Source organism: Polluticoccus soli (assembly GCF_029269745.1).
Classification (GTDB): Bacteria; Bacteroidota; Bacteroidia; order Chitinophagales; family Chitinophagaceae; genus Polluticoccus; species Polluticoccus soli.
On sequence record NZ_JARJHT010000002.1, the window covers coordinates 825,249 to 839,672 of the forward strand.

General features: G+C 44.2%; 16 protein-coding genes. 4 read left to right on the forward strand and 12 right to left on the reverse strand.

Annotation, left to right across the window (positions count from 1 at the left end; translation table 11 throughout):
• Positions 1-73 precede the first annotated feature (73 nt).
• The gene (locus P2W83_RS14405; RefSeq protein ID WP_276134453.1) at positions 74-616 is read left to right on the forward strand and encodes a DUF4199 domain-containing protein; all 543 of its coding nucleotides are present in this window, start codon (positions 74-76) and stop codon (positions 614-616) included.
• A 26-nt stretch (positions 617-642) separates the two neighbouring features.
• On the opposite strand, the gene P2W83_RS14410 is transcribed toward P2W83_RS14405, so the two are convergent.
• The 7 genes from P2W83_RS14410 to P2W83_RS14440 form a co-directional block, all read right to left on the reverse strand.
• A complete protein-coding gene (locus P2W83_RS14410; RefSeq protein ID WP_276134454.1) occupies positions 643-1,134 on the reverse strand; it encodes a metallophosphoesterase family protein in 492 nt (163 codons plus the stop codon).
• Entirely contained in the window at positions 1,134-2,048 is a 915-nt protein-coding gene (gene gldA, locus P2W83_RS14415) for a gliding motility-associated ABC transporter ATP-binding subunit GldA (RefSeq protein WP_276134455.1), read from the reverse strand. Before gldA ends, P2W83_RS14410 begins: the two co-directional genes overlap by 1 nt.
• Positions 2,049-2,139: 91 nt before the next feature.
• On the reverse strand, positions 2,140-2,625 hold the full coding sequence (locus tag P2W83_RS14420) for a hypothetical protein (protein ID WP_276134456.1): 486 nt from the start codon (positions 2,623-2,625) through the stop codon (positions 2,140-2,142).
• A 54-nt stretch (positions 2,626-2,679) separates the two neighbouring features.
• Entirely contained in the window at positions 2,680-3,723 is a 1,044-nt protein-coding gene (gene thiL / locus P2W83_RS14425; protein ID WP_276134457.1) for a thiamine-phosphate kinase, read from the reverse strand.
• 3 nt (positions 3,724-3,726) lie between these two features.
• Entirely contained in the window at positions 3,727-4,524 is a 798-nt protein-coding gene (locus tag P2W83_RS14430; RefSeq protein ID WP_276134458.1) for an inositol monophosphatase family protein, read from the reverse strand.
• Positions 4,525-4,530: 6 nt separating this feature from the next.
• Positions 4,531-5,973 carry a TolC family protein gene (locus P2W83_RS14435; RefSeq protein WP_276134459.1) on the reverse strand — a complete coding sequence of 481 codons (1,443 nt, stop codon included), beginning with the start codon at positions 5,971-5,973 and terminating at the stop codon, positions 4,531-4,533.
• Between the two features lie 85 nt (positions 5,974-6,058).
• On the reverse strand, positions 6,059-6,547 hold the full coding sequence (locus P2W83_RS14440; RefSeq protein WP_276134460.1) for a hypothetical protein: 489 nt from the start codon (positions 6,545-6,547) through the stop codon (positions 6,059-6,061).
• 310 nt (positions 6,548-6,857) lie between these two features.
• On the opposite strand from P2W83_RS14440, the gene P2W83_RS14445 reads away from it, so the two are divergent.
• Positions 6,858-7,403: a hypothetical protein gene (locus P2W83_RS14445; RefSeq protein WP_276134461.1), complete on the forward strand. Its 546-nt coding sequence runs from the start codon at positions 6,858-6,860 to the stop codon at positions 7,401-7,403.
• Here P2W83_RS14445 and P2W83_RS14450 read toward each other — a convergent pair.
• The 5 genes from P2W83_RS14450 to P2W83_RS14470 all read right to left on the reverse strand — a co-directional run bounded on the left by P2W83_RS14450 (position 7,367) and on the right by P2W83_RS14470 (position 12,556).
• Entirely contained in the window at positions 7,367-8,620 is a 1,254-nt protein-coding gene (locus P2W83_RS14450) for a 3-deoxy-D-manno-octulosonic acid transferase (protein WP_276134462.1), read from the reverse strand. The genes P2W83_RS14445 and P2W83_RS14450 overlap by 37 nt on opposite strands.
• A gap of 55 nt (positions 8,621-8,675) precedes the next feature.
• Complete coding sequence (locus tag P2W83_RS14455) at positions 8,676-10,091, reverse strand: DUF6056 family protein (RefSeq protein WP_276134463.1); 1,416 nt, start codon at positions 10,089-10,091, stop codon at positions 8,676-8,678.
• Positions 10,092-10,158: 67 nt separating this feature from the next.
• The gene (locus P2W83_RS14460) at positions 10,159-10,893 is read right to left on the reverse strand and encodes a glycosyltransferase (RefSeq protein WP_276134464.1); all 735 of its coding nucleotides are present in this window, start codon (positions 10,891-10,893) and stop codon (positions 10,159-10,161) included.
• A complete protein-coding gene (locus tag P2W83_RS14465) occupies positions 10,875-11,669 on the reverse strand; it encodes a class I SAM-dependent methyltransferase (RefSeq protein WP_276134465.1) in 795 nt (264 codons plus the stop codon). Before P2W83_RS14465 ends, P2W83_RS14460 begins: the two co-directional genes overlap by 19 nt.
• A 122-nt stretch (positions 11,670-11,791) precedes the next feature.
• Positions 11,792-12,556, reverse strand: coding sequence for a hypothetical protein (locus P2W83_RS14470; RefSeq protein WP_276134466.1), 765 nt, complete (start codon positions 12,554-12,556; stop codon positions 11,792-11,794).
• 146 nt (positions 12,557-12,702) lie between these two features.
• Here P2W83_RS14470 and P2W83_RS14475 point away from each other — a divergent pair, with 146 nt between their 5' ends.
• Together P2W83_RS14475 and rfbC are read left to right on the forward strand one after the other, a co-directional pair.
• Positions 12,703-13,842: a DegT/DnrJ/EryC1/StrS family aminotransferase gene (locus P2W83_RS14475; protein ID WP_276134467.1), complete on the forward strand. Its 1,140-nt coding sequence runs from the start codon at positions 12,703-12,705 to the stop codon at positions 13,840-13,842.
• Positions 13,842-14,393 (forward strand): dTDP-4-dehydrorhamnose 3,5-epimerase, encoded by a 552-nt coding sequence (gene rfbC / locus P2W83_RS14480; RefSeq protein ID WP_276134468.1) that lies wholly within the window; start codon positions 13,842-13,844, stop codon positions 14,391-14,393. Before P2W83_RS14475 ends, rfbC begins: the two co-directional genes overlap by 1 nt.
• The last annotated feature ends 31 nt before the right edge of the window (positions 14,394-14,424 follow it).

Genomic DNA, 14,424 nt, shown 5'->3' on the forward strand with positions numbered 1-14,424 from the left:
TAAATCATCCTAAAGTATGAGGTCTTTCCGCTAGTCAGCCCCCCATATTTGCACAAAAAAGAAAACAAAGCTTATGAACCGTATTATTAGAACGTATGGTTTGATCTCGGGCGCGATCTGTATTGTCATGTTTACCCTCACCGCTATTTTCTGGAAAGAGATCGGCTGGGAAAGGAGCATGGCCGTTGGCTATGCCACCATGATATTGTCGCTGGGCGTGATATTCTTTGCCGTGCTGTCTTACAAGAACAACGTAGGTAATGGCTATGTGAGTTTTGGACGGGCATTTAAGATCGGCTTATGGGTGACTGTTATCTCAAGCCTGTTTTATACCCTTGCCTGGCTGGTGATCTATTACAATACTGAGCCCAACATAATGGATCAGTACTATATTCATTCAGTAGAAAAGATGAAAGCCTCGGGGGCCAGTGAAGCGCAGTTAGCAGAAGCAGCTAAAAACAGGGAATGGGGCATGAAGATATTTCAGAACCCCGTGACGAATTTTCTTTGGGTGTTCTTTTTCGAACCATTCCCGATAGGACTGATCATATCGCTTATCACAGCATTGCTATTGAGATCAAAAAAGAAGCCAGCCGACCTGGCGACCAACGCATAAAAAAGATAGCCCCGTATTTTACGGGGCTATCTTTTTCCTAGTTCTATTACCTCGCAGTCTTTGATTCGGTCGCCGTCAATAGCAAACCTAACAAGCGTACGTACCTTGTGCCAGCCATGTTTACCGGCCGCACCGGGGTTCATGTGCAGGCATTTTATCTTTTCATCGTAAATGATCTTCAGGATGTGCGAGTGTCCAGAGATAAATAGCTTTGGCGGATCGGTGTACAATTCATTCTTAATCGAAGGCGCATATCTACCCGGATAACCTCCAATGTGGATCATCATCACGTCCACATCCTCACATTTCCACCGGAGTTTTTCAGGATACTCGCTACGAATATCGTAGCCGTCTATGTTACCGTAAACACATCTCAATGGCTTAAAGGCCTTGAGTGGAGCTACTACGTCTGGTCCGAAATCACCGCCATGCCATATCTCGTCACAGTTTTCGAAATGTCGAAATACGGCGTCGTCAAGGTACCCATGTGTATCGGAAATAAGCCCGATGCGTGTCATTAAGACTGTTTGGTAAGTGTACGGAACACTTCTTCAAGCGATTGCGTTTCGGCCTGCATTGAGCTGATATTGATATCATGCGTCAGTGCCATTTGCATCACTTCTTTACGCAATTCATCAGGCTTGTTTGTATACAGTTTCCAGCTATTCTGCCCCTGGCTTTCGTAGCGGGTTACATGCTTCAGTTGTTTGAAGAGCTGTTCGTCTACCTTCGATTCGAAAGAAACCAGGAGTGCAGCTTGTTTAGTATTCCCTTGTTGAAGCTTATCGATAGTATCGTCCGCAACTATCTTACCATTGCTAATGATAATTACACGGCTACACATGGCTTCCACTTCCTGCATGATGTGGGTTGATAACAACACCGTTTTTTCTCTACCTATGCGAATGATCAGGTCGCGAATTTCCGCCAGCTGGTTAGGATCAAGACCTGAGGTAGGTTCGTCAAGGATCAACACTTCAGGATCGTGCAGCATAGCCTGGGCCAAACCCACCCTTTGCTTATAACCTTTTGAAAGCATTCCTATCTTTTTATGAGCTTCCTTGCCCAGGCCGGTAAGGACGATCATTTCTTCTATCCTCTCTTTGGTATTCTTGCCCAACTGGTGAATGCCCGCGCTGAACTCCAGGTATTCGCGCACATACATGTCATGATACAAAGGATTCGCTTCCGGCAGATACCCTACCCGCTTGCGCACATCCATTGGCTGCTTTTCGATATCGAAACCACAAACCTGGGCAGAACCCGAGGTAGGTGGCAAATAACCGGTGATCATTTTCATCGTAGTAGACTTACCGGCACCATTAGGACCAAGAAAACCTACAATTTCACCTTTTTTAAGCTCGAAAGAAATACCGTCGACCGCCCTTTGTGTACCGTAAACCTTAGTAAGCGAAGAAACCTTGATTGACATGCAGCAAAACTAATGAAATGAACGTGTTTTTTAGTTGTATAAAATGTAAAAAGCCGGGCTACAGCCCGGCTTTTACTTCAGAAAATATCATTTAAGGCCTGTTGCCTACAAAAGTGCATTCCTTGTTCTCGTTCTTCACTGTTTCATCAAACTCAACAGAAATTTTCTTTATATCAAGCACCAGGTGGCCAACGCGAACGTTAGCAGTATCGTGCAGCTGCACGCTGTTGCCTTCGATTGTACCAATGTATTTAGCGCCCGGCCTGCTTTTTAAGGTCAGGTAGATCACGTTGGGATTCTTTTCTATGTTTATTGCAGCAGAATCCGCTACAGGCAGCATGGTTGAGCTGCAGGTTGTGTTTCCAAAATAGCTACCTAAAAACCTATCGGTAGCGGGACTTTGACATTCAGCGCCTTCGTAGCCCGTAGGGCATTGGCAGAAGCCATTAACGCAGGGTGCTTCATTTTTACATTTAAGCGTAAGGCAGCTATCCCTGTCACAAGCAGATTGAACGACGATTGTGCAGATTCCAAAAAAAGCCAGAGCTGTTACCAGTGTGTGTTTCCAAAGCTTCATGCTATGCGATTATTGCCCTAAAATACAAAAAATATTGAGCTTGTAAAGGGTTGACTAGTTTTTTTCGCCATCAAATGCATTCCAGCCCTGGGCTGTGAGTTTATGTTTGTTGCCACCTTTGGTCACAAGGAATGTCTCTTCTGAAGCTTCAGTTATATATCCAATGACGCTGATATGGCTGTTGCCTGATATCTTTTCATGGTCGGCCTGGCTTATCGTGAAAAGCAATTCGTAGTCTTCGCCACCACTGAGTGCGCAGGTTGTTGGATCAATGTTGAACTCAAGCGCCATCTCCTTTGTATCGGCATGTATGGGTATTTTTTCTTCATAAAGCATGCAGCCCATTTGGCTCTTACGGCAAATGTGCAGCAGTTCTGAACTCAGGCCATCACTAACATCTATCATACTTGTAGGAACGATCTCATTCTCGCGCAGCCATTCTACTATATCCACACGTGGTTCTGGTTTCAGGATGCGGCCAACATTGTAAGCACGGTTTTGCAACGAAGGCTGTACCCCCGGGCTCTCGAGGAAGATGCGTTTTTCGCGTTCCAGCAGCTGCAGGCCTGTATATGCGGCCCCCAGATCGCCAGATACACATATCAGGTCGCCTTTTTTCGCGCCGGCGCGTGTTACGTATTTGTCAGGGGCTACTTCGCCAATCGCCGTCACGCTGATGACAAAACCCCTCTGCGAGCTACAGGTATCGCCTCCTATCAAGTCGACATGATACTTTTCACAGGCTGCATAAATCCCTTCATAAAACTCACCTAATGCTTCAACTGAGAACCGATTAGAGATTCCAATATTGACCGTGATATGCGTCGGCGTAGCATACATCGCACAGATATCCGACAAGTTGACGGCAACGGCTTTGTATCCCAGGTGTTTCAAAGGCGTGTACATCAGGTCGAAGTGTACACCTTCTAAAAGCATATCCGAAGTGATCACTGTTTGCCTGCCGAATTGGTCAATAACTGCAGCATCATCGCCTACGCTTAGCAGTGTACCAGCCTGCACTGTTTCGTTGTTCTGTGTCAAATGATCTATTAAGCCGAATTCTCCCAAACTGGCTATTTCTGTACGTTGCCCGTCCATTCTTTATATTGTTTTTTCTATACCGTTTTTGTGTAAAATTAGTCGTAGCATTTCATCATGTATGTGGCCGTTGGTGGCCAGTGTTTCCTTGTCGAACACGCTGAAAGCATTCCCCGCAAAGTTAGTGACACGTCCGCCTGCTTCCTGCACTATGAGGTAGCCGGCTGCAACATCCCATGGACTAAGATTGTATTCCCAAAAACCATCAAACCTGCCACAAGCCACCCAACAAAGATCTATAGCGGCCGAACCCAAACGCCTCACAGGAAGACCCTCCAGTATAAAACGCTCAAATACTTTTATCGGGTGTTCCGTAGTATTGGGCCATTTATAGGGAAACCCTGTAACGAGGCAAGCCCTTCTAAAGTCCTTTTTAGCGGATACTGATATAGGCACACCATTGAGCGTAGCACCCTGCCCTTTTTCAGCAAAGAACAGTTCATTCATCATAGGATTGTAGACGGCCCCGAGCACCAGTTCATTATTATGCAACAGGCCAATGCTTACACAGCAAATAGGTATGCCGTGTGCAAAGTTCACAGTACCATCAATTGGGTCAATGATCCATTGATAAGGTGAATCCTGCAGCTTTTCGCCAGTTTCCTCACTGATAATGCTATGGGATGGAAAATGCCTGAGGATAATTTCGATGATCTTTTCCTCGGCTCGCTTATCCACTTCGGTTACCAGGTTATTGATGCCTTCTTTATTTTCTATGGTAAAACTACCCTGGAAATAGGCCTGTATGATCTTGCCTGCTTCTCTTGTAGCTAGCATCAATACTTCTTTCAGTTCATTCATCGTGAATCAAAGTTTAAGTTCTTTGCCCAAATAATAGTCAATTACCTTCATCTTAAATATCAGTTCGTATTTGGTGCTGGCGAACCTTGATGCAGAAGCGTAGAGTGAATTCTGCACTGTCAAATAGTCTACAGTATTTGTGAGGCCAATATCGTAGCGTTTTTGAGCAAAATCAAATGCACGCTTTGCTGCATCGAAGGCACGAAGAGCTGCGTAATATTTTTGCAAAGCATTGCGGGCATCATTGTACGCTCTATATACATCCTGTTTCAGCTTCAGCTCAGCCTGGTATTTATTAAGCTGCTCTGAAAGCACATTGATGCGTGATTGCCTCAGGCCGTATTGCCCTTGCCACGCATTGAATATGGGCACACTAAGCGTGAGCGCCACAGTTTGGCGAAAGTTATTATCAAACTGCGTAACCAGTCTTGTGGTAGTAGTAGAAAAGGTGGGTGAGCTTTGAAATATCTGGTATTGGGTATTATTTAGGGCATCGTAAGCATACGCACCTGTCACAGGTGCCAGTGTGGCCCCTGTAACCTTTACATCTCTAACGGTAGTAGAATAATTGGTCCCAGCCTGTGCACTGAGCGCGACTGTAGGCCATAACGCCCCCCAGGCAGAAGAACGATTTTTTTCTGCAGCGGCAAGTCGCAGCTGCCTGCTGCGAATAACGCCGAGATGCCTAGTTGCTTCATCATAGATTTCTTCTGGCGTTAGTGTAAGGAGCATTTTTTCGTCTGCCACGGTGACTTGTGGTATTTCGGGGCCGTAGGGAGTAGCAAAGTCAAGGTTAAGCAGGGCTTTAATATCAAGAATTGCAGATGTATAGTCAGCCATCGCAGTGATGAGATTTGCACTGTCACTCGCCAGCTGAGATTCCATTTGAGCAACGTCCAGCTCCGGAACTCTGCCTGCATCGGCAAACTTGCGTGTCTGCTCCAGTCGTGCTTTAGACAACTCTACTTGCTTTTCGCTCACGGTCACCTGCTCTTGTGCCAGCAACGCTCGCAAGTAGCCTGTAGCTACATTTAGCGATACATCGTCTTTCAGTTGGTCAAGTTCGGCCCCTGCAGCATCAAGGCGTAGTTTATTACCTACTATAGTATACCTTTTCTGAAACCAGCCAAACAAGAGCACATCAGCATTGCCACTGGTACCTGTAAAATCGTAACTGTCGCCGCTCACAAATTGGTTAGTTGTGGGATCTACGGAGCGTCCAAAGCTGCGGCCATAGTTACCAGAAACATTCAAATTAGGCAGTTGTGAAAGGCGGCTCTGCTGTAGCGTCAGTTTAGCCAATCTTTCGTTCAGTACATTTTGTTGTATAGAGATATTGTGCTCCAATGCATATTTTACTGACTGTTGCAAGGACCACGTATCCTGGGCTGGTGCGCTTTGACAGAGAGCGGTGAACAATAAAACGGCGACGAAGAACGGGTGGCGCATAAAACAAAAATAGCTCAAAATTCATGAGCTATTCAAATATGCTGAAGTTGCAAACCCTGTCCGTAGCCAGAAACAGAAACCGGCTTTATTTTTTTGAGTATTTGCTTTTACGGTTGATCTTTGGAGTTGTTTCACCTGCAGCAGGCAGCGGTATCGGTTGCTGGCTGCTATCATCATCCTGAATCTGTATAGGCAGGATAATGGTTTGCGGTTGCTGGTTGGCTTGTACGGCAACCAGGTACTCAGAATAACCACCAAACTGAGACATTAACTGATAGCCCGTCTTTGTTAATTCCACCTTACCTGCATTACCAAAACCGATAACCGGTGTTACCCAACCAGAGCTGATCATTACCTCCCAAAGACGTTCAGATTCCTTATTGTTTAGCTTTACGTTGTTAGGAGCATATATCTGGTTTTCCAGGTGCAATGCGCTATCTGCGTTATTGTAGAGGTGTTTTAACACAATGTCGAAAATATTCTTGTCAGCAGCTGTTCTATCTATTACTTCTGCGGGTCTGACTTTCATCCGTTGCAGCGCCTTCTGATTCTTTTTAATTCTGTTCTGTTTCATAACTTCAAATTTTTCTATTGATCCGGCACCAATCCTTTCATTCTTATAGATATACTCCAAAAACTGTGCCCCGAATAGTTTTTGTTCTAAGTTATTGGTTATTGGCTATTTGTAAAGATGCGATCTAACAATATTTCTAAGTCATAATTAAGCTCGGCATTTCCCGATTCCCGGCAAATTACAGCTGCACCTAGTGTGTATTCAATTTTGCCAACTATGTATGTACATCTCAAAATGGGGAGTTTTTGCATACCGTTTTTTAACAAAGCGACATTATTGCGTAACTTAAATTTGTTTTGAAACTGACCGCATGCAAAGAATTCATACGCTACTGCAAAAACTCAACGACCTTTCGAAGACCGATTCTGATAATATCTCTGCTATTGATATTGACCTGATGCTCGACTATACCCGGGTAATGTATGCCGACCTGCTGGAATGGAAAAACAGGAAACAATTCAGTGAAAACTTGGCGCCGACAATGGTTGAAGACTCAGTGCAAGATGAGACGGAATCCCCTTCTATACCGAGCGGTAGCGCGCCATCCGTTGAGCTTACCAGTCAAATACAAAGCTTTGAAGCCCCGGCTGATCAAATCGAACCAACCACGGTAACAGGTACGGATATCAGAAAATACATTGGCATTAATGACAAGTTTCAATTTATCAGCGAATTATTTGGCAACGATAAAGAGGCATACGACCAGGTATTAGATAACCTAAACAAATGCACCAATTATTCGCTGGCCGTTGAATGGCTTGACGAGCATGCACACTCGCGCTACGGATGGAAAGACGACCAGTTTGCAGTTCAATCGTTTTACGACACGCTCAGCAGTTTCTTTGCTTCCAGGTGACCGATAATAGCCTTAGTAGCCCCCGCTTTCGAAAGCACATAGTCGCGTGCTGCCTTGCAGGCGTAAGCATAGCTGTATTGATCTTTCTTCCAGTTTAACAACTGGTGCTTGAATGCCTCCGGAGTATCTATAGTCACTCCCCCACCTACTGCGATCAGCTCTTTTGCCTCAAGGAATTTGTCGTATACCGGACCGAAGGCTACAGGTCGTCCCCATATAGCAGCTTCAAGCACGTTATGCACACCATCGCGATTAAATGCGCCTCCAACCCAGGCAACATCGGCATAACTGTATAACTGCAGCAACAAACCTATTTTGTCGACTATCAGAACCCGCGCAGACGAATGATCATGCCAGGTGCTCCATTTCACGCAAAGGCCTTCAAATTTCGTTTCGATATCATGAATATGAGATTCGTCTATCTCGTGCGGCACCAGAATAAGTTTCCATTGCGCAGGCAATATCTGCATCAGCTTTTGAAGAAAGTCCTCATCGTCTGGCCAGGTGCTGCCTGCAACAAGCATCTTCGCTCCCTTGCAATATGCCTGCGCTATCGCTATAGGCGTATTTGCCTGCGATGCTTCAACCACCCGATCAAAGCGAGTATCACCAGCTCGCGTCACATTCGTAACGCCAGCTTTCCCAAGCATTTGAACAGACTCCTCGTTTTGAACGAAGATGTGTGAAAAGCTATGTAGCATACGCCTATGTAATCGGCCATACCATTTAAAAAATGGCTGGTCTTCCCTGAAAATGGCCGAAATTAGTATGGCGGGAATATTTTGCGCTGCGAGTCTGGATAAGTAAAAATACCAAAGCTCATATTTAACAAACAGCGCAAGGTGAGGTTGTACTGTCTTTATGAACTGGGTAGCATTATTAGGCCCATCAAGAGGAAGGTAGAAAACATAGTCGGCACCAGAATAAGTTTTGCGTGCCTCATACCCCGAAGGAGAAAAAAATGTCAGCACAAAAGCATAATGCGGGTATCGCCTGCGCATTTCCTCCAGCAATGGACGACCTTGCTCAAATTCGCCCAACGAGGCGCAATGCATCCATATTCTGGGTCTACGTTCATTGATCAGTGCATATTTTATGTGCGCCAACAAACCTTGTCTGCCTTTTACAAACAATTTTGCTTTTGGATCAAAAACCGAGACGACATGCGCGGCTAGCCCGTAAAACCGAATAGCCAGCCAGTAGATAGCTGAAGACATCAACTACAAATATTCAATAAATTTAGCGAATTCTGGCAATACAGTAAACACCTGGTCAGTTTGACAAAACAACAGGCCCTTTTCCAAAATAATTCGATAACGATTGATTGCGCCAATCCTTTGGATTGGTTGTAATGTCTACAGAGTATTCGTTGGGATACAGGATACTGGAGACATTCTTAAACCGAGGTACTTTACATGTGTCTGCCTGGGCCGACGCAATTATTTTGAAACGATTTTCGGCTTCTATATTGTAACGCGCTGCCCTACCACTCACCACGTCCATATAGGCCTGCCGGATATTATTCGGATGATATGTGTGGTGAGGAAGGTAAACTTGTCCTACAACAAGTAAAATGATCAGAACTCTTACAAACGGCGTTACCATGGGTTTTACTTCATTTCGTTTACGGAAGTAGAAAAACAGGGTAAAAACAAAATAAACGAAGCCTAACAATGTGAAAAAATATGCCAGGCTTATGATTCGCGGATACGCGTTTTCGTTACCAACACTCCATATAACTGGGAATATGCACAACACGGGGAACGACAGCATGACTAAAAATGATAGTGCGGGATGTACATCAAACACTTTGACAGATTTAATACTATCAGAATTCAAACTGAGCACATCATACAAAACTATAGCTGAAAGCAATATTATCGGTAGCCATTTGGGAATGTAAACAATTGACAATACGATAGTCTGCATTGCCGTATATAAAAGGTTATGACTGTTCGGAAATACAGATTGACGGGCAGTATTACCTGGAGACAGCAACACGATGACGGCAAAAAGCACGCTGAGGCCGGTCAGGATAATCAGATGCGAATTCCATTTCCTACGCAGAATAAAATATACCCCGGTCGCCAGCAAAAGCATATACAGCAACAGCAACATAGATGTTTCATTGCTGCCCACAATGGCAAAACACAAAAATGCAGCCGCCAACAAGTAAATTTTCCTATTCGTTTGTTCCAATCGAACCAGCGCGAAAAACAGCACAATGGTAAAAATGCTTGGGAGTAAATAAGTAAGGGAACCAATGACCCAAAATAAGCCCTCGGCTGTGGACGGGAGCTGGAACAAGAAGAGAAAAATGAATACTGAGACAATCGCCGACTTATCTATAAAAGACATATTCCTGAACAACGCATTTACCAGCACATACAGTGCACCGGTTAGCAACAGTAGTAAAGCAATAGGTATTACCTTATAAAGAAAGATATTCCCAAACACTAACGGAGTAACAGACAGAAGCGCCATTGAAAAGTATCTGCCCGTCCAACTAGTGTACCAGAATTTCTGAGCTTGCAAAAATCCCATTTCCCTGGCGATATGTGCGAGGGAAAAATCGTCGCCAGCTATTGGGTTATTGTATAGAGATATGATCAAAAATGGCAAAAGAGTTAACACGCCAAGCGCGACCAAAAAATATGACCCCAGGTGACCTTTGAAAAGTTTAGACATATTAATGATATCTAACGGACTAACAATAAAGAAATCCGCCCTCGCAAGCGCAAATTGCGTTTTTTAATTATCTATAATGCCGATTGATCCGCCATAGCTCAACAGGAGCTTTAATAAAATCGGACAGTTTCAATTTTGAACCAGCTATTTCCTTCCAGGTTCGCAAAGGCACCTCTAATATCTTCCCACGGCTATTTTCACCCGCACTTTTTTTCAAAAAGCGAAAAAGGACTTCGACATCAAAAAACCACTTGCTGACAAATGGTTTATCAAACAAAGATGTCACCAAACTACTATGAATTAGTTTTGCACCGCATTGACTGTCATAGATGCGTACCCTAAGCATATTTGCTATCACCGTTGCAAAAATTCTTCCCAGGTAGTGTCGTAGCATCTTACGCTCAACTCCGGCTCCAAGGCGTGCCACTCTTGTTCCCATGATGATCTGATGCTGGAGTTGCCCCCCCGAAAAATAAACAAACCAGTCTATCTCTTCGAGCGGTGTCGAAAAATCTGCATCCCAATAGCCGTAATAGTCAAAACCTGACATTTTGTTGGCATATAATAGTCCCTGGCGCACGGCTTCGGCCTTGCCACCGTTTTGTGGCATATCAAACACAAAGAATTGCCGCGGGTATTGTTGTGCAACTCTTTGAAGTAATTGAAGGGTACTGTCCTTGCTGCCATCATTAACGCCCAGAAATGAATACTGTGGATGAGCGTCCATAAATGCAGACAGGCTTTTAACATCAAGCCTGCTTTCCTCGTTGTAACAGGGAATAATTACGCAGATCTTCTGCATATAATATAGTTTGACAAGCCGGGAAGCTTAATGCCAAGTTTGGAAAACAGTTTTGTGAAATAATGATCGAACAACATTACGTTCCTGATGGCTGCTGTTACCCCATGGCCTTTGTTCCATTCGACCAGACCGGTTGTTGGTTTGTCGTTCTTAGTCGCTTTTTCCATAAACACCGCAGCTGCGCGTGCCAACAGTAACGAAAGAAAGAAGTAACCTTTTTTCTCAGATTTGAGGCCAGCCTGGTTAATATGGCGCTCCAGCATAGCATTGTCATACCTGCGATAGTGCTCAAGGAATACGTCATGCCTTGAAAACAGCGACTGGAAGGCTGGTACTGTGATGACAAATTGGGTCGTGTTGTCAATTGACTGAAATGTCTGCATCCATTTCAGGAAGGCTATATCATCAGCAATATGTTCGATAACATCGAGCAACAAGACCATATCTACGCTATCACTGCCCAGGGCTACCTGCGCGTCATCCAGAGTACGGAAGACTTGTATTTTGGTATGCTTGTTCTTATCGCGCAAAAACTCAAGCGTATCGTCGGTAAAATTAATGTCAACGGCAAAACAACGGATATTGGAATAACGGGAGCTAAGCTGCTCTACGAACCATGTATCTCCGCAACCCATATCCAGTAAAACACCGCCTGAAGCGTTCATTTCATCCAAACGTTTCTCTGCGAGGTCTATAACAACTTCCAGCCGCGCTAATTCCCAAGGATGCCTGGCAACAATACTTTGTGTTCTGAACTTGGCTTCTTTAAGATCCATATACAAATAATACACCCGCCAACCTGGCCGGCTTTAGTTTCAACAATGTGTAAACCGCTTAAATTGAGCGTTAAAGATAATCTTTTATGGAAAAAAGATTGAATAGTTACCGTTCGAAATCGCTATTCGAAGAATATCTCCTCGGACTTCCGTTTAAAAATGGGGAAATACCAACCTGCTCTAATGCCAAAGAGAACATCCAGGCGTGATCCATGATCCGGACGTTGAACGTCGAACAAAAAATCTCTGCGGCCTTCTGTAAAACCTGCAGTTACATTCAACCCGATATGAAAGTTAATGAGGCCATCTTGGGCGAAAAAATTGTAACCGATATATTGTTCCACAAACATACCATTGGTTAGCCTGTCATAGCCTTTGCGGTAGTCACGGCGCAACTGCGGAATCGTCTTCTCGCGATCAAACAAATTGATCTTGTGTTGCATAAAGCCAACAGTCGTCGTGATCAAAATACCATTGTCCGCATTTGATTTCGAAATATTGAAGATCTTGCTTCCTTGTATGCCTATTAAATACCCACGTTCATAAGTATTGATGCCTACAGGCTGACCGTCCTGGTTAATCAAGGCCCCATCATCATCGGTAAGATTTATCAAAAAAGAATCCTCCTTGATATTGTTACCGAGCAGAAAATCGATTTTCGGCCCAAACATCCAGTTTGTTTTTGTCTTGTAAAGTATTGCCCCACCAATCCGATAGTTGGTACCAAAACGATCGGCCATATCTGCAGCGGGAAAGTCGACACCCCCGTTTGCATTAATAATGAAGCCTTTATGAGCTGGTGTTTTTTCTTCGGTAAAAAGATCATTCTGCGCAATTGATGAGAACGCCGAAAACGCGAGAACTACTAAAATGCAAATTCGCTTCATGAAAACTCTTCCTTTCAGGTGGTGAAGATACGAGAAAAATTTTAGCGTAAATTTTCAGAACGCTTAAAACAAACAATGTATATGTGACGTTTTGTTGAATGCACCCGAAGGTGTAGGTTTGCACCCACAATTTAAAAAACTCCCCTATGCAGCATCTGCAAATGGTTGACCTGAAACGTCAGTACCAGAAAATAAAGCCCGAAGTCGACGCGGCTATTCAGCGCGTAATTGATAGTACCGCATTCATAGGTGGCAAAGACGTGAAGGATTTTGGAGAGGAATTAGCCGCCTATCTTGGAGTAAAACACGTAATACCCTGCGCAAATGGCACCGACGCTTTACAAATAGCCCTGATGGCGTTGGGCCTTCAGCCTGGCGACGAAGTGATCACACCGTCTTTTACCTATATTGCTACGGTAGAAGTAATGGCGTTGCTGCGCTTACAACCTGTATTTGTAGATGTTGATCCTGATACTTTTACTATAAATATCGATAGCGTTAGGAACGCCATCACGTCAAAAACTAAGGCAATTGTCCCGGTTCATTTATATGGGCAATGTGCCAATATGGAACCGCTGCTGGAACTAGCAAAAGAACACAATATACCGGTAATAGAAGATAACGCCCAGGCTATTGGAGGCACTTACACATTCTCGGATGGTAATACCGTAAGAACGGGCTCGATGGGCATCATTGGCTGCACGTCGTTCTTTCCATCAAAAAACCTGGGTTGCTATGGTGATGGTGGTGCGATGTTCACCAATGATGATGCGTTGGCTGAAAAACTAAAAATGATAGCCAACCACGGTCAGAAAGTAAGATACTATCATGAGATGGTAGGTTGCAACAGCAGGTTGGATACGATACAAGCCGCTGTTTTGCGCATCAAACTGAAACATCTTGATGAATATTGCGATGCCCGCAGGAATGTTGCCACTTATTACGACAACGCTTTCAAAAGCAATCCGCACATTATTACACCTTTCCAGGCGCAATACAACAAGCACGTGTTTCACCAATACACTTTGCAACTTAAGAATGTAAACAGGGACGAACTGCAGACAAAACTGTCTGAAAAGAACATTCCTTCGATGATCTACTACCCTGTGCCCAGCCACAAGCAGAATATGCTGAAGGAGTTTGTACCAGCTAATATCAACCTGCCAGCGACGGATATGTTACAGGATTGCGTTATCTCATTGCCTGTACACACCGAGCTTACAGAAGAAGAACTGAAGTATATCACGACCAATTTTCTTGCAATTATTGATCAACTTACCAAATAATGAAAGTTACAAGAACACCTATTGAAGGTTTGCTGATCATAGAGCCAACCGTTCACAGAGATGACCGCGGATATTTTGTAGAAAGCTATAACGACCGTGTTTTCAAAGCGTCGACAGGCTTCACAGAAAACTTTGTGCAGGATAACCAGGCGGGATCATCAAAAAATGTATTGCGTGGACTCCACTATCAAAATCCCCCTGTTCCGCAAGCTAAACTGATACGCGTGTTGCAGGGAACTATCTGGGATGTAGCTGTAGACATAAGAAAAGACAGCCCAACTTATGGCCAGTGGTATGGCGTGGAGTTATCTGGCGATAACAACCTGCAGTTTCTTATTCCGCACGGGTTTGCGCATGGCTACTCTGTGCTCTCTGAACGGGCTAACGTATTTTACAAGTGCGACCATTTTTACAACAAGGAAACTGAAGGCGGTGTATTCTACGCAGATCCTGCATTGAATATAGATTGGAAAATAGACCTATCAACGGCTATTGTTTCCGAAAAAGACAAGGCACAGCCTTTGCTGAAAGATGCCAAAAACGGGTACTAAACTCCGTTTCAGAATAAAAAGAAAGCCGGTT